Raw genomic sequence first — 21,992 nt, forward strand, 5'->3', positions numbered from 1 at the left:
CGGATCCGGCCCGGATCGGTGTGCGCCAGCAACTGCGCCAATGCCGGCGTGTCCGCCGATAGCGACAGTTCGTGCACCGGCAGCGACGCATGCCGCTGTACGACCTGCACCGGCTTGCTCAGACCTTCCCAATGCACCGCGCTTCGCAGGATGTCGTGACGGTTGATCACCCGCTGCAACGCGGCCAGGAACGCGTCCAACTGCGCGCGCTCGTCGAATTCCGCGACCGTGCACAACAAATAGGTGTCGCCGCCGGTTTCGCGTTCGAGCAGGTGGTGGAACAAGATGCCCTGCTGCAGCGGCGCCAGCGGATAGGCGTCCTGGATGTTTCCCACCCCGCCGGGCACGGCGACGACGAAGGCATCGATTTCATCTTGGGTCAGCCGCACCAGCGGCAACAGCTCCGGCGTGATCCGCACGGTCGCCTGGGTGATCGGATTCGGCGGCACATCCGTTCGCCGTGACGGTACAGCGGCGGACAACCTCGCCGTCAAACCGCTCAGTGTCGGCGCCATGAACACCGTGCGCACATCCGTACCGAAGCCGCGCCGGCGCAACTGCTCGATCAGGCCGATCACCAGCAGCGAATGCCCGCCGAGTTCGAAGAAATGGTCATGACGTCCCACGCGCTCCACGCCCAGCAACGCCTGCCACACCTCGGCAACGGCAGATTCGGCGTCGCCAACCGGCGCCTCGTACTCGCGGCTGACCAGCGCGGCCTGATCGGGCTCCGGCAACGCCTTGCGATCAAGCTTGCCGTTCGGTGTCAGCGGTAACGCATCCAGCCTCACGAATGCGCTCGGAACCATGTAGTCGGGCAGGTCAAGCAGCAGTTCCTCGCGCAATGCCGCCACGGACACTGCGGCACCGTCGTGCGGCACGATGTAGGCGAGCAGGCGCCTGTCACCCGCCGTGCCCACGCGTGCGATCACCACCGCTTCGCGCACGCCAGCGCACGCTGCGAGCCTGGCTTCGATCTCGCCAGGTTCGACCCGGAATCCGCGGATCTTTACCTGGAAATCGTTGCGCCCCAGATATTCGATGTTGCCGTCTTCGCGATAACGTGCGCGATCGCCGCTCTTGTACATGCGCGCCGTCGGATCCGCGTTGAACGGATCGTGCAGGAAACGTTCGGCGGTGAGTTGCGGGCGGTTCAGATAGCCGCGGGTTACGCCGTCACCACCGATGTGGATTTCGCCAGCGACGCCCAGCGGCACCGGCTGCAGATGCGCATCAAGGATGTAGATCCGGGTGTTCGCCAGTGGCCGCCCGATGGTGGCGCTGGCCATCGCTTGGTTGAACTCGTCGTAGCGCACGTACGCCGCCGTGCACGAGACCGTGGTCTCGGTGGGACCGTAGGTGTTGATGAGCTTCAACGCGGGCGGGCGCAGCGCGTCCCAGACCTGCAGCTTCTGCGTCGACAGCGCGTCGCCGGTGACGTTGATCAGCCGCAGCCCCTGCAACTGGCGCTGCGCTCGGCCCGGATCACGTTGCCATTGGGTCACCAGCGTATGCCAATGCGCTGCGGTGATGTGCACGAAGGTGAGCGGCAGCGCTGCTTCGTCGTCGCTGCCGAAGATCCGGCTGGTCGGCGCCAGGGCTGCGCCGCCGCACAGGGCCGGCAGCATTTCTTCGACCGATATGTCGAAGTTCAAGGAGTTCTGCTGCAACACCATGTCGCCAGGCACGATGCCGAACAGGCGCATCGCATCGACGACGTAGTTGACCAGGCTGCGGTGCTCCACCATCACACCCTTGGGTTGCCCGGTAGTGCCCGAGGTGTAGATGACGTAGGCCAGATGGCGCGAGGTCAGGCCCGGTACGACCGGATCGTGCGCGGGATGCTCGGCCCGCATTTCCTCGCGATCCAGCAGAATCAACGGAAGCGCGGCCCCGTTAGCATTCGACGCGGCAGCCAGGCCTGAAAGGTTGGACTGCGCCAGCAGTGCCACCGGTGCGCTGTCGTCGAGCATGAAGGCCAGGCGATCGGCTGGATACGCCGGGTCCAATGGCACATAGGCGCCGCCGGCCTTGAGTATGCCCAGCACGCCGATCACCATCGCCGGATTGCGCTCGGCGCAGATCGCAACGCGGTTGCCCGGCGCCACGCCGAGCGCGATCAGGCGATGCGCCAGCCGGTTCGCGCGCCGGTTCAGTTCGCCATAGCACAGGCGGTCGCCTTCGAACGCGACCGCCACCGCGTCCGGGCGTTCCCGCACCTGCGCTTCGAACAAGGCGTGGATGCAGGCGTCGCGTGGATAATCGGCATCCGTCGCGTTGAAGGCCACCAGCAATTGATGGCGCTCGGCGTCGCTCAGCAGCGGCAATGCGCTGACACGCTGCGCCGGATCGGACACCAGTGCCCGCAACAGGAACTCGAAATGGCCCGCCAGGCGCTCGATGCGCGCACGGTCGAACAGATCGGTCGCGTACTTCAACACACCGCATAGCGCGCCATCCAGTTCGGTCAGCGACAAGGTCAGATCGAACTGCGACGTCGGGCTTGGCGTTTCCTGCATGGCCAACATCAGCCCCGACATCCGTAACTCGCCTTGCGGCGTATTCTGCAGATCCAGCGATGCCTGGAACAGCGGACTGTGGCTGAGGCTGCGCGCGGGCTGCAGCGCTTCGACCACCTGTTCGAACGGCAGGTCCTGGTGCGCGTACGCGCCCAGCGTCGTCGCCTTGATCTGTGCCAGCAACTCGGCCACGCTCGGGTCCGCATCCAGCTTCACGCGCAACGCCAGCGTGTTGACGAAGAAGCCGACCATCGGCTCGACCTCGGCGCGCTGCCGGTTCGCGATCGGGCTGCCGATCACCACCTCGTCCTGCCCACTCAAGCGTGACAGCAGCGCCGACCACCCCGCCAACAGCGTCATGAACAGGGTCACGCCGTGGCGCTGCGACAAGGCGTGCAACGCCCCCGTCAGTTCCTGCCCCAGGCGTACCTCCACCGCATCGCCCCGGTAGCTTTGCGTGGCCGGGCGCGACCGGTCGCTCGGCAGTTCGAGCAAGGCCGGCGCCCCGGCCAGGTGCTCGCGCCAGAAGGCGATCTGCCGCTGCAGCACATCGCCCTGCAGCCACTGCCGTTGCCATGCCGCATAGTCGGCGTACTGGATCGGCAGCGGCGCCAGCGGATCGGCCTCGCCCTGGCTGAAGGCCGCATACAGCGCGCCGAGTTCCCGGATCAGCAGCGCGATCGACCAGCCGTCGGAGACGATGTGGTGCTGGGTGACCAGCAGCACGTGGTCATCGTCGGCCAGCTGCAGCAGCCGGCCGCGGATCAGCGGGCCGGCCGCCAGGTCGAACGGCGCGCGTGCCTCTTCGGCGCTCAGCTCGGCCAGCGCCGCGGCCTGCGCCGATGCCTCCATCGCACGCAGGTCGTGTTCGAGCAGGGCGAAGCCGATGCCTTCGGAGACGATGACCTGGTGCGGCGCGCCATCGGCACTGGCGAAGATCGTGCGCAGGCTCTCGTGCCGCACCACGATCCGGTCCAGGCTCGTGCGCAAGGCGGTGCGGTGCAGCTCCCCGGTCAACCGCAACGCGGCGGGAATGTGGTAGGCCTCCGCCGCGGCATGATCGAGCTGGTCCAGGAACCACAGCCGCTGCTGTGCCCACGAGAGCGGCAGCGGTGCGCTACGGTCCACCGGCTCGATCGCGCCATGCGTCGACGCCTCCGCGCTGGAGGCGATCCGCGCCAACCCGGACAGGGTCGGCTGCGCGAACACGTCGCGCAACGCCACGTCCACGCCCAGCGCGCCGCGCAGGCGCGTCACCAGCCGCACCGCCAGCAGCGAGTGCCCGCCCAGTTCGAAGAAGTGATCGTGGCGGCCGACACGTTCGAGTCCCAGCAGTTCCTGCCAGACCTCGGCGATCGCCTGTTCGGTCGCGCCGACGGGCGCCTCGTAGGCCCGGCTCGCGACCGCGTCCAGGTCGGGGGCCGGCAAGGCCTTGCGATCGAGCTTGCCGTTGGGCGTCAGCGGCAACGCCTGCAGCTGCACGAACGCGCCGGGGATCATGTACTCGGGCAGGTCCTGCGCCAGTTGCTCGCGCAACGCGGCGATCGAGGGTGCACTGGCGCCGTCCTGCGCCACCACATACGCCACCAGCCGCTTGTCGCCGGCCAGGTCCTCGCGCGCGACCACCACCGCCTCGCGCACGTTCGCACAGACGGCGAGCCTGGCCTCGACCTCGCCCAACTCGATCCGGAAGCCGCGGATCTTCACCTGGAAGTCGTTACGGCCCAGGTACTCGATGGTACCGTCCGGTCGCCAGCGACCGAGGTCGCCGGTCTTGTACATGCGCGCACCGGCGCCTGGCGCGAACGGATCGGCCAGGAAGCGTTCGACGGTCAGGTCCGGGCGGTTCAAATAGCCGCGCGCAACACCGGCACCGCCGATGTGGATCTCGCCGGCCACACCGATCGGCACCGCCTCGCCCTCCCCGTCCAGGATGTAGATCTGCGTATTGGCGATCGGCCGGCCGATCGGCGGCAGCGCCGGCCACTGCTCCGGCGCGCCGGAGAGCGTCAACGCAGTGACGACGTGGGTTTCGGTAGGGCCATATTGGTTGTGCAACCGGCAGGCCGGGTTCGTTGCAAAGAACGCCTTGACTACCGGATTGGCGAACAGTTGCTCGCCGGCGGTGACCACGTTCCGCAGCGACGGCAAGGCCGCTTGCGCATGCTCGGCTGCAGCCGCGAGTCCCTGCAGCGCCACGAACGGCAGGAAGATGCGCTGCACCGCATGGGCCTGGATGAAGCCGATCAGCTCGAACGGATCCTGCCGAACCGCTTCGTTCACCAGGATCAGGCATCCGCCCGAGCCCAGGGTATAGAACATCTCTTGGAACGCGACATCGAATCCGAGCGCGGAGAACTGCAGCACGCGCTCATGCTCGACGGCTTCGGACTCTTGCACACCTTGCCATTCCAGCAGGTTACGCAGCGCCCGATGCGGCATCGCCACGCCCTTCGGCTGCCCGGTCGAGCCGGACGTGTAGATCACGTAGGCCAGATGATCCGAGGCCAAGCCCTGCGGGCACGGGTCATGATCAGGCTGGCCCGCCAGCACCGCGGCGGCGTCCAGTGTCAGCCAGGTTGCCGCCGACGACGCAAGATGCAGCGAAAGCAGGCGTTCGCGCAACGCCGTCTGCGTCAACACCGCCACAGGCGCACAGTCTTCCAGGACATAGGCGAGACGTTCGTTCGGATACGCGGGATCGAGCGGGACGTAGGCGGCTCCCGCTTTCAGCGTACCCAGCACGCCTACCACCATCTCCAGGCTGCGTTCGACGCAGATCGCAACCCGGGCGTCGGGTTCGACCCCGAGCAGCATCAGGCGATGCGCAAGCCGGTTCGCACGGCGGTTCAATTCGCCATAACTCAACTGCTCGCCGTCGAACTCCACCGCGATGACGTCCGGGTTTCGCGCCGCCTGCGCCTCGAACTGGGCATGGATCGTCTCGTGCGATGGATAGGCCGACTGCGTCGCATTGAACGCCGTCAGCACCTGCGCGCGCGCCGATGCCGACAGCAGCGGCAAGCGCGCGACGGACTGATTCTCGCCTGCGACCATCGCTTCGAGCAGTGTCTTCCAGCAGTCCAGCATGCGCTCGACGGTGCCGCGGTCGAACAGGTCGACGGCATACGTCAGGCCGCCGACCAGGCCCTCCGCTGTTTCGGTCAGCGACAGCGCGAGATCGAACTGCGCGGTCTGCTGCGCAGCGTCGACGACCGACAGCGCCAAGTCGGGAAGCGTTGCAGCTTCGCCGGCAGGCACGTTGTTCAAGGCCAATAGCACCTGGAACACCGGACTGTGGCTCAGGCTGCGCTCGGGCTGCAGGATTTCGACGACCTGCTCGAATGGCAGATCCTGGTGCGCGTAGGCCCCGAGCGTGGTCGACTTGATCTGCGCCAACAACTCGGCCACGCTCGGAGCCGACGACAGGTCGACGCGCAGTGCCAGCGTGTTGACGAAGAACCCGATCAGCGGTTCGATTTCGGCGCGCTGGCGATTGGCCACCGGCGTGCCGATCACGACATCGTGCTGGCCGCTCAGCCGCGACAGCAACGTCGACCAGCCGGCCAGCAGCGTCATGAACAAGGTGGCGCCGTGACGCGCCGACAGCGTGCGCAGCGCGGCCGTCAGCGCTTCGGGCACACGCACCTGGGCACGATCGCCGATGTAGCGCTGCAGCGCGGGCCGCGGCCGATCGGTCGGCAATTCCAGCAGTGTCGGCACGCCGCGCAAATGGTCGCGCCAGAAGCCGATCTGCGTCTGCAGCGCATCACCCTGCAGCCATTGCCGCTGCCACGCCGCGTAATCCGCATATTGCAGCTGCAACGCGGGCAATGGGTCGGCGTGGCCCTGGCTAAAGGCGGCATAGAGGGCGCTGACTTCTCGCACCAGCACGCCGATCGACCAGCCGTCCGACACGATGTGATGCTGCGTCACCAGCAACAGGTGCTCGCGCTCGGCCAATTGCAGCAGGCGTCCACGGATCAGCGGACCACACGCAAGGTCGAAGGGTGCGCGCGCTTCGCTTTCGCTCAGTTCGGCGACGGCAATGGCTTGCGCGACTATCTCCAATTCGCGCAAATCATGCCGAGTCAAAGCGAAACCTGAATCCGCTGGCGCGATCGTTTGCCGCGGCTCTCCGTCGACGCTGACGAATGTCGTACGCAGGCTTTCGTGCCGCGCCACGACCCGGTCCAGGCTCGCCTGCAATGCAGCCTGATCGAGCACCCCACTCAGCCGCAAAGCGGTCGGGATGTGATACGCCGCGCCGGCGCCGTCATCGAGCTGATCGAGGAACCACAGCCGTTGCTGCGCCCACGACAACGGCAACGCCATGTCGCGCTGTACCGGCACGATCGCAGCCTGCGACGATACGGTCGCACCAGAGACAAGTTGCGCCAGCTCCGACAAGATCGGCCGCGCGAATACGTCGCGCAGCGGCACATCGATGCCAAGCATCGCGCGCAGGCGCGCCACCAGGCGAACCGCCAGCAGCGAGTGGCCGCCGAGTTCGAAGAAGTGATCGGCGCGACCGATCTGCTTCAGGCCGAGCAGTTCCTGCCAGAGCCCGGCAAGCATCTGCTCGCTGTCGCCGACTGGCGCCTGATAGTCGCGGCTGGCGATCGCGCTTTGGTCGGGCGCGGGCAAGACCTTACGATCGAGCTTGCCGTTGGGCGTCAGCGGCAGCGCATCCAGGCCGACGAAGGCACTCGGGATCATGTACTCAGGCAAGTCCTGCGAAAGTTGCATGCGCAACTCCGCGGCCGACGGCGCCATGCCCGGCTGCGCCACAACATAGGCCACCAGACGCCGGTCGTCCGCTACATCCTCGCGGACGATCACAGCCGCTTCGCGCACACCTGCGCAAGCAGAGAGTTTCGCCTCGATTTCGCCGAGTTCGACGCGGAATCCGCGGATCTTTACCTGGAAGTCGTTGCGGCCGAGATACTGGAGGTTGCCGTCCGCCAACCAGCAGCCCATGTCGCCTGTCCTGTACATGCGGGCATCGGCATCGTTGGAGAACGGATCGGCAAGGAAGCGTTCAGCGGTCAGGTCTGGGCGCCCCAGATAGCCACGGGCCACGCCGGCGCCGCCGATATGGAGTTCGCCTGCGACGCCGACCGGCAGCAACGCGCCATGCCGATCGAGCACATAGATGCGCGTGTTCGCGACAGGTCGGCCGATCGGTACAGGACCGCCATCGCCTGCGCTGGCGCGATACAGCGTCGCCCACACGGTGGCTTCGGTCGGGCCGTATTCGTTGTAGAGCGTCAACGTCGGCACGAAGCTTGCGGCCATGTCCCGTAACGCAGGCGGACAGGTCTCGCCAGCGACGATGATCTCCCGCAAGCTTCGCTCTGTATGCCGGCTAAGATGTTCCAGGATCAAGCGCGCGAGCGAAGGCACGCAAAGCAGCGTCGTGGCCTGGAGTCGTTCGACCAGAGCCGCGATCGCGTCCAGGTCCCGCGCGGATACCTCCTCCGGAATCAGCAAGGTGCCCGCGCTGGCCAAGGTGCCGAAGATTCCGGCAACCGAACTGTCGAACGCGATCGAGGACAGCAGCAGAAAACGCTCGTACTTCGAGTACGCATGCGTGCGCGCCAGCGTCGAAGCCACGAGCTGCCGGTGTTCGACCATGACACCCTTCGGCCGCCCGGTCGAACCCGAGGTATAGATGACGTAGGCAAGATGATGTGGCGCAAGCTCTTTCACCTGCGGATCGTGTTGTGGATGCTTCGCGATCGCACTCCGATCGTCCGCACCATCCAGCACCACCATGCGTGGCGGATTCAGCACAGAGAGCCGCTCCGCGTGCACCGTATCGGTCAGCAGCGCGACCGGCGCACTGTCGCTCAACATGAAGGCTAGCCGCTCGGGCGGGTAGTCCGAGTCCAGCGGCACGTAGGCCGCACCTGCCTTCAGGATGCCGAGCACGCCGACCACCATCTCGATACCGCGCTCCATGCACAATGCGATGCGTTCGTCGCATCGCACGCCGAGCGCCGCCAGATGGTGCGCCAGTCGGTTCGCGCGATGGTTCAGTTCGCCGTAGCTCAGCCGTCCATCGCCGCACTCGACCGCGACGGCATCCGGATGCCGTGCGGCTTGCGCTTCAAACAAGGCGTGGATCGTCTTGTCGTGCGGATGCTCGACCCGTGTAGCGTTGAATCCCGTCAGGATGCGCTGGCGTTCGTCCAGCGACAGCAGCGACAGGCGGCTCAGGCTTTGCGCATCGTCGGCAACCATCGCTTCGAGCAGCGTCGTCCAATGCCCGAACATCCGTTGCACGGTGGCCTGGTCGAACAGATCGACCGCATAGGCGAAGCTGCCGACCAGTCCGTCTGCCGTCTCGACCAGGGACAAGGTGAGATCGAACTGCGTGGTCCGTTGCGCGACATCGATCGTGGATAGCATCAGCCCCGGCAGGCGCAGCGCATCGGCGCTGGTGTTGTTCAGCGCCAGCAGTGCCTGGAACAGTGGACTGTGACTGAGGCTGCGCGCGGGTTGCAGCGCTTCGACCACCTGTTCGAACGGCAGGTCCTGGTGCGCGTACGCGCCCAGCGTCGTCGCCTTGATCTGCGCCAGCAACTCGGCCACGCTCGGGTCCGCATCCAGCTTCACGCGCAACGCCAGCGTGTTGACGAAGAAGCCGACCATCGGCTCGACCTCGGCGCGCTGCCGGTTCGCGATCGGGCTGCCGATCACCACCTCGTCCTGCCCACTCAAGCGTGACAGCAGCGCCGACCACCCCGCCAACAGCGTCATGAACAGGGTCACGCCGTGGCGCTGCGACAAGGCATGCAATGCCCCCGTCAGTTCCTGCCCCAGGCGTACCTCCACCGCATCGCCGCGGTAGCTTTGCGTGGCCGGGCGCGGCCGGTCGCTCGGCAGTTCGAGCAAGGCCGGCGCCCCGGCCAGGTGCTCGCGCCAGAAGGCGATCTGCCGCTGCAGCACATCGCCCTGCAGCCACTGCCGTTGCCATGCCGCATAGTCGGCGTACTGGATCGGCAGCGGCGCCAGCGGATCGGCCTCGCCCTGGCTGAAGGCCGCATACAGCGCGCCGAGTTCCCGGATCAGCAGCGCGATCGACCAGCCGTCGGAGACGATGTGGTGCTGGGTGACCAGCAGCACGTGGTCATCGTCGGCCAGCTGCAGCAGCCGGCCGCGGATCAGCGGGCCGGCCGCCAGGTCGAACGGCGCGCGTGCCTCTTCGGCGCTCAGCTCGGCCAGCGTCGCGGCCTGCGCTGATGCCTCCATCGCACGCAGGTCGTGTTCGAGCAGGGCGAAGCCGATGCCTTCGGAGACGATGACCTGGTGCGGCGCGCCATCGGCACTGGCGAAGATCGTGCGCAGGCTCTCGTGCCGCGCCACGATCCGGTCCAGGCTCGCGCACAAGGCGGCGCGGTGCAGCTCCCCGCTCAACCGCAACGCGGCGGGGATATGGTAGGCCGCCGCCGCGGCATGATCGAGCTGGTCCAGGAACCACAGCCGCTGCTGTGCCCACGAGAGCGGCAGCGGTGCGCTACGGTCCACCGGCTCGATCGCGCCATGCGTCGACGCCTCCGCGCTGGAGGCGATCCGCGCCAACCCGGACAGGGTCGGCTGCGCGAACACGTCGCGCAACGCCACGTCCACGCCCAGCGCGCCGCGCAGGCGCGTCACCAGCCGCACCGCCAGCAGCGAGTGCCCGCCCAGTTCGAAGAAGTGATCGTGGCGGCCGACACGTTCGAGTCCCAGCAGTTCCTGCCAGACCTCGGCGATCGCCTGTTCGGTCGCGCCGACGGGCGCCTCGTAGGCCCGGCTCGCGACCGCGTCCAGGTCGGGGGCCGGCAAGGCCTTGCGATCGAGCTTGCCGTTGGGCGTCAGCGGCAACGCCTGCAGCTGCACGAACGCGCCGGGGATCATGTACTCGGGCAGGTCCTGCGCCAGTTGCTCGCGCAACGCGGCGATCGAGGGTGCACTGGCGCCGTCCTGCGCCACCACATACGCCACCAGCCGCTTGTCGCCGGCCAGGTCCTCGCGCGCGACCACCACCGCCTCGCGCACGTTCGCACAGACGGCGAGCCTGGCCTCGACCTCGCCCAACTCGATCCGGAAGCCGCGGATCTTCACCTGGAAGTCGTTACGGCCCAGGTACTCGATGGTACCGTCCGGTCGCCAGCGACCGAGGTCGCCGGTCTTGTACATGCGCGCACCGGCGCCTGGCGCGAACGGATCGGCCAGGAAGCGTTCGACGGTCAGGTCCGGGCGGTTCAAATAGCCGCGCGCAACACCGGCACCGCCGATGTGGATCTCGCCGGCCACACCGATCGGCACCGCCTCGCCCTCCCCGTCCAGGATGTAGATCTGCGTATTGGCGATCGGCCGGCCGATGTGCGGCGCGAAGCCGTCCGCACGCGCCATCTCCACCCATGTCGAGTATGTCGTCGTCTCCGATGGGCCGTACAGGTTGGCCACCGATTGTGCCTGGCTCGATGCAAAAATTTTATCGACCAGCGCCCGCTTCAACGGTTCGCCGGCCAGATTCACCGTCCGCACCGTTGCCGGCAACTGCGACGATTCGAGCACCGCCGCGATCGCAGACGGCACGGTGTTCACCAGCGTGGTGCCCGCCAACGCGGGCGTCGCCGACACCAAGTCGCGCACCAGCCGCACCGTCGCGCCGACGCTCAATGGGACGAACAGCTCGAATACCGCCAGGTCGAAGTTGATCGATGTCGACAGCAGCGTCGTCGACAGCTGCGCTTGCGTGAAGCTCGCCTGCGCCCATGCCAGCAGGTTCGCTGCATTCGCGTGCTCGATCATCACGCCCTTAGGAAGCCCGGTCGAACCCGAGGTATAGATCACGTAGGCCAGATGCCGCGACGTCAGGCCGGATACCGATGGATCGTGCGAGGCTTGCGTGGCCAGCGTATCGCAATCGTCCAGCGCAATCGCCGGACACTGCATCGATGCCAACAGCGGCAACCGGTCGTTCAACGCCGATTGCGTCAGTACCGCCTTCGGCGCGCTGTCGGACAACATGTACGCCAGGCGTTCGCTCGGGTAAACCGGATCGAGCGGAACATAGGCGCCGCCCGCCTTCAGGATGCCGAGCAGACCGATCACCATCTCGATGCTGCGCTCGGCGCAGATCGCGACACGGTCGTCCGGTTCCACTCCCAGGGCAATCAAGCGGTATGCCACGTGATTCGCCCGTCGGTTCAACTCGCCGTAGTTCAGGAACTCTCCGCCGAACTCGATCGCGACCGCATCGGGCCGTGCCTGCGCCTGCGCTTCGAATGCGCCATGAATCAATCCGTCTTGCGGATATGCGGCCTGCGTCGCATTGAATGCGTACAGCACCTGCGCGCGCTCTTCGCCCGACAGCAGCGGCAAACGCGCAACGGTTTGCGCGTCGTTCTCCACCATGGCTTCGAGCAGCGTCGTCCAGTATCCAAGCATTCGCTCCACGGTTCCGTGGTCGAACAGATCGACGGCATAGACCAGGCTGCCGACCAGGCCGTCTGTCGTCTCGGCCAAAGACAGCGCAAGGTCGAACTGCGCGGTCTGTTGCGCCGCAGCCATCGTGGAGAGCAGCAGTCCCGGCAAGCTGAGTGCATCGGAGCCAGTGTTGTTCAGCGTCAACAGCGTCTGGAAAATCGGACTGTGGCTGAGGCTACGTTCTGGCTGCAGCGCTTCGACGATCTGCTCGAACGGCAGATCCTGGTTCGCATACGCGCCCAGGGTCATGGCGCGGATTCGCGCCAGCAACTCGGCCACGCTCGGGTCGGCACTGAGGTCCACGCGCAACGCCAATGTATTGACGAAGAAGCCGATCAGCGGCTCGATCTCGGCCCGCTGCCGGTTCGCCACCGGGCTGCCGATCACCACCTGGTCTTGGCCGCTCAGCCGCGACAACAGCACGGACCAGCTCGCCAGCAGCGTCATGAACAAGGTCGTACCATGGCGCTGCGACAGGCCGTACAGCTTCTCGCTCAATGCCTGCGGCAGGCACACTGCGATATGTTCGCCCCTGTAGCTCTGGACCGCCGGCCGCGCTCGATCGGCCGGCAGCGCCAGCAATGCCGGCGCATCGCCCAACTGGCTTTTCCAGAACGCGAGCTGTTCCTGCAGGGCGGCGCCCTGCAGCCAGCGCCGCTGCCATGCGGCGTAGTCTGCATACTGGACCGGCAACGGCGGAAGCGGGTCGGAAGCGCCCTGGCGGAAGGCGGCATACAGCGCGCTCACTTCGCGCACCAGCACCCCGATCGACCAGCCATCGGAGACGATGTGGTGTTGGGTCACCAGCAACACGTGTTCGTGCTCGGACAACTGCAAAAGCTGGCCACGGATCAAGGGGCCGCGTGCTAGGTCGAACGGGGTGCGCGCTTCGGCGCTACTCAGTTCGGCGATCGCAGCTTCCTGCGCCACGGCATCCAATTCCCGCAGATCCCGCGCAGCCAGCGCAAACCCGCTGCCGGCCGGGGCGATCATCTGCTGCGGCTCGCCGTCGACGTTGGCGAAGGTCGTGCGCAGGCTCTCGTGCCTCGCCACCACGCGATCCAGGCTCGCCTGCAACACGGCGCGATCCAATGTGCCGCTCAAGCGCAGCGCCGCCGGCATGTGGTACGCCGCGCCCGCCGCATGATCCAACTGGTCCAGGAACCACAGCCGCTGCTGCGCCCAGGACAACGGCAGTATGCCTGCGCGGTCCACCGGCACGATCGCGCCCTGCGCCGTCGTCGCGGCCGCGGCAATCGCACATGCCAACGACGACAGTACCGGCTGCGCGAACACTTCGCGCAAGGCCAGTTCCACCCCCAGCGCCGCACGCACGCGCGTCACCAGCCGCACCGCCAGCAACGAGTGCCCGCCCAGTTCGAAGAAATGGTCGTTCCGCCCCACCTGCTTCAAGCCCAGCAGCTCCCGCCAGATCGCCGCGATCGCCTGCTCGGCCTCGCCTTCCGGCGCTGCGTAGCTTCGGCTCGCCACTGCGGCCCGATCCGGCACCGGTAACGCTTGGCGGTCCAGCTTGCCGCTGGGCGTCAGCGGCAACGCTGGCAAGATCACGAACGCACTCGGCAGCATGTACTCCGGCAGTGCCTGCGACAGCGCGTCGCGCAGGGCCACGGCCGACGGTTCGGCGCCTTCTTCCGCCACCAGGTAGGCGACGAGCCGTTTTTCCCCCGGCACGTCCTCGCGCGCCAATACCACGGCCTCGCCTACCCCGGCGCACGCAGTCAGCGCAGACTCGATCTCGCCCAGCTCGATCCGGAAGCCACGCACCTTCACCTGGAAGTCGTTGCGTCCCAGGTATTCGATGCTGCCGTCAGGCAACCAACGACCCAGGTCGCCAGTGCGGTACATCCGCGCGTTCGCATTGTCCGCGAACGGGTCGGCCAGGAACCGCTCGGCAGTCAGGTCAGGCCGGTTCAGGTAGCCGCGTCCCACGCCTGTACCACCGATATGGAGCTCCCCCGCTACCCCGACAGGCACTGGCTGTGCTCGTGCATCGAGGATGTAGACCCGTGCATTGGCGATCGGGCGGCCGATGTGCGGGAATTCTCCGGCTCCGTTGACGACGGCAATGGTGCTTTCGACCGTACACTCCGTCGGGCCGTAGGCATTGAAGATGCGGATCGATGCGGACTGGCTCAGTGTCCTCCACATGCTTGGCGCAATGGCTTCACCGCCGACCAGCACGGCTTTCAATGACGCGACGGATCCTTCAAGTAGGCCGGCGTCCAGCAATAATCGCAGTTGCGCTGGCGTGCAGTCGAACGCTCCGATCCGCTGCCGGCTGAGGAATTGCAGCAACGCGCCGGTATCGATCCGGACAGCTTCCGGAATCACGACGACGCAGCGGCCGGACAGGAGTTGGGTCAATGTTTGAACAGAGGCGTCGAACGATAACGACGAGTTCAACGCGACACGCTCTTCGGCGCACAGCATGCCGAAGACCGAGTGCTCCAGTTCTGTCCACAAATTCACCACGGGCGCGTGTTCGATCATCACCCCTTTCGGCCGCCCGGTGGAACCTGAGGTGTAGATCACATAGGCCAGGTGTCGCGGTGTCAGCCCCGCGACGCTCGGATCATGGACGGGTTGCGCATCCAGCGCGGCGTCGTCATCCAGCGCCACCACCGCCAGCGCGGCCCCGGCGGGACGGAGCCCGCGGACCGTCTCCACCAGTGCCACCTGGGTCAGCAACGCCACCGGTGCGCTGTCGGCCAGCATGTAGGCCAGCCGTTCGGCGGGATAGGCCGGATCCAGCGGCACGTAGGCGCCACCGGCCTTGAGGATGCCCAGCAGCCCCACCACCATGTCCGCACTGCGTTGCATGCAGATCGCGACGCGGTCGTCAGGCGTGACGCCCAACCCGATCAGCCGGTGCGCCAACTGGTTGGCACGCGCGTTCAACTCGCCATAGCTCAGCCGCTGGTCCCCGCACTCCAGCGCGAGCGCCTGGGGCTGCTGCGCGGCCTGCGCTTCGAACAGCGTGTGGATCAGCGCATGCCGCGGATAGTCGATTTCGGTAGCGTTGAAGCCGGCCAGCACCTGCTTGCGCTCGTCCGCCGACAGCAAGGGCAGCCGGCTGACCGGCTGCACCGCGTCGGCCGCCATTGCGATCAACAGCGTCTGCCAATGCCCCAACAGCCGTTCCACGGTGGCGGGCTCGAAAAGGTCCTGCGCATACACCAGCGCGCCCACCAGTCCGTCCGTCGTCTCGTTCAGCGACAAGGACAAATCGAATTGCGCGCTAGGCGTGCCCGTCTCTACCATCGCAACGGCGAGTCCAGGCAATCGCAAGCCGCCATCGCTTGGCGTGTTGTTCAAGCTCAGCATCGCCTGAAACACCGGGCTATGACTCAGGCTGCGCACCGGTTGCACCGCTTCCACCACCTGCTCGAACGGCAGGTCCTGGTGCGCATAGGCGTCCAGCAGGGTCGTGCGGACCTGCGCCAGCAACTCGGCCACGCTCGGATCGGCACGCAGGTCCACGCGCAGCGCCAGCGTGTTGACGAAGAAGCCGATCAGCGGCTCGACCTCGGCCCGCTGCCGGTTCGCCACCGGGCTGCCGATCACCACCTGGTCCTGGCCGCTCAGCCGCGCCAGCAACGCCGACCAGCTGGCCAGCAACGTCATGAACAGCGTCGTGCCGTGGCGTTGCGACAATGAACGGACCGCGTCGACCGCTTCAGCCGGCAACCGCACGGGCAGGCTGCCGCCGCGATAGCTCATCGACATCGGCCGCGGACGATCGGTCGGCAGTTCGAGCAGCGCAGGCGCGTCGCGCAACTGGTTCTTCCAGAATGCGAGCTGCTCCTGCAACGCGGTGCCCTGCAGCCAACGCCGCTGCCACGCTGCATAGTCCGCGTACTGGACCGGCAGCGCCGGCAACGGATCCGCTTCGCCCTGCAGGAAGGCGGTATACAGTGCGCTGATTTCGCGCACCAGGATCCCGATCGACCAGCCATCGGAGACGATGTGGTGCTGGGTCACCAGCAGCACGTGCTGTTGTGCGGACAGTACCAGCAGGCGTCCACGGATCAGCGGGCCCCGCGCCAGATCGAACGGAGCGCGCGCTTCGGCGATGCTCAGTTCGGCCACCGCCCGTTCCTGCGCTATGGCGTCCAACGCGTGCAGGTCATGCACGGTCAGCGCGAACCCGCTGTCCGCCGCTGCGACGGCCTGTTGCGGCTCGCCCTCGACGCTGACGAAGGTCGTGCGCAGGCTCTCGTGCCTCGCCACCACGCGATCCAGGCTCTTCTGCAACGCGATACGGTCCAAGCCGCCACTCAACCGCAGCGCTGCGGGGATGTGGTACGCCGCGCCTGCCGCATGGTCGAGCCGATCGAGGAACCACAGCCGTTGCTGCGCCCAGGACAGCGGCAACGAGCCCGCACGGTCCACCGGCACGATCGCCTCATGCAGGGAAGCCACTGCCACGGACACGCTCTTGGCCAGCGCTGCCAGCACCGGCTGCGCGAACACCTCGCGCAACGCCAGTTCCACCCCTAGCGCCGCACGCACGCGCGTCACCAGCCGCACCGCCAGCAACGAATGTCCGCCCAGATCGAAGAAATGGTCGTGACGCCCCACCCGCTCCAGGCCCAGCAGATCCTGCCAGATCGTTGCGATCGCCTGCTCGGCCTCGCCTTCCGGTGCTGCGTAGGCGCGGCTCGCCACTGCGTCCCGATCCGGCGCCGGCAACGCTTGGCGGTCCAACTTGCCGTTGGGCGTCAACGGCAACGCTGGCAAGATCACGAATGCACTCGGCAGCATGTACTCCGGCAGCGCCTGCGATAGCGCGTCGCGCAGCGCTACGGCCGACGGTTCGGCGCCTTCTTCCGCCACCAGGTAGGCGACGAGTCGTTTTTCGCCCGGCGCGTCCTCGCGCGCCAACACCGCTGCCTCGCGTACCCCGTCGCATTCGGACAGCCGGGCCTCGATCTCGCCCAGCTCGATCCGGAAGCCGCGCACTTTTACCTGGAAGTCGTTGCGTCCCAGGTATTCGATATTGCCGTCAGGCAACCAACGGCCCAGGTCGCCAGTGCGGTACATCCGCGCGTTCGCGTCGTCCACGAACGGGTCGACCAGGAACCGCTCGGCGGTCAGGTCGGCCCGGTTCAAGTAGCCACGCGCCACGCCCGCACCACCGATATGGAGTTCCCCGGCCACACCGATCGGCACCGGCTCGCCATACGCGCCGAGCGCATACACCCGGGTATTGGCGATCGGGCGACCGATATGGCCCACGAACCCGCCGGCCCGCGTCATCGCCGTCCACGTCGAATAGGTCGTCGTCTCCGACGGGCCGTACAGGTTGGCCACCATCTGTGCCTGGCTCGCGGCGAACACCCGCTCCACCAACGTCCGCTTCAGCGGCTCGCCGGCCAGGTTCACCGCCGTCACCGTCGCCGGCAGCCCATTGCCGTCCAGCACCGCCGCGATCGCCGAGGGCACCGTATTGACCAGGGTCGTTCCGACCAGCGCGGGACCTGCCGACACCAGATCCGCGACCAGCCGAACCGTCCGGCCCGTGCTCAGCGGCACGAACAGTTCGAACACCGCTAGATCGAAATTGATCGAGGTCGACAGCAGCGTCGTCGCCAATTGTTCGACCGAAAAGTTTGCCTGCGCCCACGCCAACAGATTGGCTGCGCTGGCGTGCTCGATCATCACCCCCTTCGGCCGCCCGGTGGAACCGGAGGTGTAGATCACATAGGCCAGGTGTCGCGATGTCAGCTCCGCGATGCTCGGATCATGGACGGGCTGCGCATCCAGGGTGATGTCGTCATCCAGCGCCACCACCGCGAGCGCGGTGCCTGCGGGATCGAGCGCGCGGACCGTTTCCACCAGTGCCGCCTGGGTCAGCAGCGCCACCGGTGCGCTGTCGGCCAGCATGTAGGACAGCCGTTCGGCGGGATAGGAAGGATCCAACGGCACGTAGGCGCCGCCCGCCTTGAGGATGCCCAGCAGCCCCACCACCATGTCCGCACTGCGTTGCATGCAGATCGCGACACGATCGTCAGGCATGATCCCCAACGCGATCAGCCGGTGCGCCAGCTGGTTGGCACGCGCGTTCAACTCGCCATAGCTCAGCCGCCAGTCTCCGCACTCCAGCGCGAGCGCCTGCGGCTGCTGCGCTGCCTGCGCCTCGAACAGCGTGTGGATCGGCACCTCCGGGTACTCCGCCTGCGTAGCGTTGAACCCATGCAGCACCAATTCGCGTTCCGCTTCGGGCAGCAGCGGCAAGCGCGCAACCAGCTGCGCATCATCGGCGACCAAGCCCTGCAGCAGGGTCAGCCACGCGCGGCTCAGGCGCTCGACCGTCTGTTGTTCGAACAACGCCTGATCGAACTTGAAGGCGCATCGGATGCCTTCTTCCAACTCGATCGTCTCCAGCAGCAGGGGAATGGCGTCGTTGGCGCCGCTGCGGCACGCGGGATAGGAGGCCAGCCCGACGCCACCCCACGCGACCGGGCCACCGGCCTCCATTCCGCCCCACAAGCTGCGCAGGCCGCCGCCGTGCCTGGCGTTCTGGAACACGAACATGGTCTGGTAGAAGGGATGCTGCCCTGCGATCCGCAGGGGATGCAGGTCTTCGACCAGCAATGCGAAGGGATAGTCCTGGTTCTTCATCCCGCGCAACGCGGTATTGCGCACCGTGCGCAGCGCATCCGCAACGCTCGCGTCCTGCGGCAACGAGGAGCGCAATACGATCGGATTGACGAAGTCGCCGACCACGCCATCCCACTCGGAACGGCTACGTCCAGGCATCGGCGAGCCAATCGAAATGTCGTCCTGGCCGCAATAGCGATGCAACAGGATCGTGTAGGCGGCAAGCAGCGTCGTGTAAAGCGTGCCTGCATGACGCCTCCCCAACGCATGGAGGCCAAGACTCAACGAAAGTGGGATCGTCAATACGATCTCGCCCAGCTGGCCCGAGGCGGCTGCCAATGGCCGATCCGCCGGAAGCTGCAGGCTCTGTGCCGCGCCATGCAACGCGTCTTTCCAGTAGGCACGCTGCGCCTGCGCTGCGGGGCCTTGCAACCATTGCGCTTGCCAGCGGACATAGTCCTCGTAGTCTGCCTCGGCATCCGGCGCCTCCCACTCGACCGCGCCGCTGCCAAGCAGCCCCCCCAGCTCCTCCAGCAAGCGCCAGTAGGACCAGCCATCGACGGCGATATGGTCGAACGTCAGCAGCAGGATCTGCGTTTCGTCCGCGCGGCGGTATAAACCCGCCCGGACCGGCGGCTGCCGGAAAAGATCGAAGGCCTGCGCGGCATCGTCCCGCACGCGCTGCAACAAAGCCGCCTCGTCGAGCGACGCGACGTCATCGAGGATCAGCGGCACATCCGCGGAATGCGCGACCGACTGCTCGACTTCCCCGGCTTGCTCGCGAAAGCGGACCCGCAGCATTGGATGGCGCAGGGCAAGCTGCCGTAAAGCGAGCGCAAGCTGGTCCGGGGCGAGTACTCCGTGGACAGCCGCAGCGAAGGCGTTGTTGTGGGTACCCTGTGCATCAGGATTGAGCCGATAGAGGAACCAACGGCTACGTTGCGCAGCCGACAGCGGCATCCATGGCCCTGCCTGCGCATCGTGCTTCATGCATCGATCCTGCGATCATGGTTCGGCCGGGCCGGCATGGCATCGAGCACGCCAAAATGCGAGTCAAGGAACTGCGCCAGTTCGCGAATGCTGGGATGGTCGAACAGCCATTCAAGGTCGACCTCCAAGCCTAGCGACTCTTCGAGCTTGCGGGTCAGGCGCAAACCGATCAGCGAATCGACCCCTTGCTCGGCGAAGGTCCGTGTCGCCGAGATCTGCGCCACATCGACCTCCATCAATTCCGACAACGCATCCTTCAGCCACAGCTCGCGCGCACTCATCAATCACCGCTCCTCAACCTTGAGAAAAACGCCAAAGCCACCCACGACGTGACAAACAGCAAATCCTTTGAGATGCACTCGCATGACCGCGTACACGCGGTCGATCAGCTGCCGATATCAATGCGCCGCGACGCGCTCCAACTCACCAGACAGGTAGTCCATCCGGCATTGCATCCGTCGCACCTTGCCGCTCGAGGTCCGCGGCAACGCACCAGGCTTGAGCAGCACGATATCCGCTACCGGCAACCCGTATTCGGCATTGACTGATGCGCGCATCGAACCGACCACAGCGGGCAAGTCGGGACGGCGCCGCAGCCATTCACGCTTGAGTTCGAACACCACCACCAGCCGTTCCCCCTCCACGTCGCTTATGCCGAAGGCGGCACCGCCGGCTTGGCGCAAGGCTTCGTGGCTTTGCTCGCACCTGTCTTCGATGTCCTGAGGTGCGTACTTCCTGCCGTTGACGATGATCAGATCCTTGAGGCGTCCGGTCACGTACAACTGGCCATCGAGCATGAAGCCGAGATCACCGGTACGCAGGTGACCGGGGCCGGCACCGTCTATCCGCGCGTGGAAAACACGCTGGCTCAACTCCGGCCGCATCCAATAACCGTGCGCGACGCTGCCACCCCTGACCCATATCTCCCCCTCCTGCCCTTCCGCCATCCTTGACGAGGTCTCGGGATCGACGATCTCGATGCGCGCATCGCCACGCGGCGACCCGCAGCCCACCACCTCTGCGCCGCCATGCCGACGTAGCGTCGGCGCAGCGCCGACCTGCACGCCGGTGATCAGCAACGTCGATTCCGCCATGCCATAGCAGGGATAGAACGCCTCTGCGCGGAAGCCATGTGCCGCAAATCGCTGCGTGAATCGGTCAATGACGCCGGCGCGGATGGGCTCGGCTCCGCAGAACGCCACACCCCATGAAGACAGATCGACCCCAGCGATGGCTTCGTCCCTAACCGTGCGTGCGGCCAGATCGTACATGAAGTTCGGACCACCACTGACAGTGATGCGAAACTCGGAGATGACGTGCAACCAGCGCTCCGGATACTGCACGAACTCGGCAGGCGACAGGAAGCTCGCCGAACATCCGGAATACATGAACTGCAGGACGCCGCCAACCAGCCCCATGTCGTGAAACAATGGTAGTGCAGTAAATAAACGTGATTCGCCTGTGATTTCCATCCCATCTTGAATCGCAGCACAATTGTCTACGAGATTTCCATGGGTGACGACGACGCCTTTCGGATCCCCGGTGGAGCCAGAGGTATATTGAAGAAAAGCAGGTGTCGATACTTCCACGCGCGCGGGCTCCCATTGTGCGGCGCACACTGGGTCCGCGAACGTTTCCACAGGTTCGCGCATATCGATTCTGAGCAGCGCCTCATCCCCCACCGCCAACTCCGCCTGTAGAAACTCGTCGGAATCGAAGATGATCGCATGCGCGCCGGCATCATGGACGATGATTTGTAGACGATTTTGCGAATTCTGCCGGCGTGGCGGAGAGGCGGGAACGGCGACGACGCCCGCAAGCAGGCACGCATAGAAGGCGACAACAAAGTTCTGTTGCGATTTGCATACGAGCACAGCACGCTGCTGCGCAAGGCCCTGCGCCTGAAACTTGCGGGCCCAGCCCGACGCGCGCTCCCATAGCGCACCAAACGTCATGAGCTCATGCGCAAGCGCAGGCCCCTTGAAAAAGCGGCAGGCGACGTCGTCCGATTTCAACTGCGCACGCTGGAGCACGATCTCGGGAAAACTCTGCACGACCACCCTCTCCTTGAGTACGCTTCATTTTCCTGACGCATCTTGAGCTAGGGCATTGGACAAACAGCGGCAGCAGTAGCTGCAACGCTAGGTTCCAAACTGGCTGAAGAGGCCTTCCCCCGGGGCGGCCCGCAGAATATCGAGGGGCCAGCCCATCACTCCGATTTACTTTTCCACCGATATCTTGATTAGTCAAGCCCAGTCCGTGTATATATCCGCGACGGAATCACATGGACGGACTGGAACATGCCATGCTCTACGCGTTGCTCTTTCAAACGAACTCTCGACTGGACGAGCCACGCGGGCCTGCATGGACCTTGCA

The 21,992-nt window shown here is 66.1% G+C and carries 3 protein-coding genes (1 of these 3 running past the window's edge); all 3 read right to left on the bottom strand.

Features of this window, described 5'->3' with window-relative positions; all coding sequences use genetic code 11:
• On the bottom strand, window positions 1-19,616 hold the 5' portion of the coding sequence (locus tag NUG20_RS11330) for a non-ribosomal peptide synthase/polyketide synthase (protein ID WP_263394599.1). 2,905 nt of this gene lie to the left of the window's left edge; 19,616 of the gene's 22,521 nt are visible here — the first part of the coding sequence; the start codon lies at window positions 19,614-19,616; its stop codon lies off the left edge, out of view.
• A complete protein-coding gene (locus tag NUG20_RS11335; RefSeq protein ID WP_263394600.1) occupies window positions 19,613-19,897 on the bottom strand; it encodes an acyl carrier protein in 285 nt (94 codons plus the stop codon). Before NUG20_RS11335 ends, NUG20_RS11330 begins: the two co-directional genes overlap by 4 nt.
• Window positions 19,898-20,014: 117 nt before the next feature.
• A complete protein-coding gene (locus NUG20_RS11340; protein ID WP_263394601.1) occupies window positions 20,015-21,670 on the bottom strand; it encodes a fatty acyl-AMP ligase in 1,656 nt (551 codons plus the stop codon).
• Window positions 21,671-21,992: the final 322 nt, after the last annotated feature.

Origin of the sequence: Xanthomonas sp. CFBP 8443 (genome assembly GCF_025666195.1) — a bacterium.
Classification (GTDB): Bacteria; Pseudomonadota; Gammaproteobacteria; order Xanthomonadales; family Xanthomonadaceae; genus Xanthomonas_A.

What these genes read in the sequence shown, in the direction of transcription:
- NUG20_RS11335 (WP_263394600.1), bottom strand. Translation starts at nt 19,897, where the DNA reads ATGAGTGCGCGCGAGCTGTGGCTGAAGGATGCGTTGTCGGAATTGATG.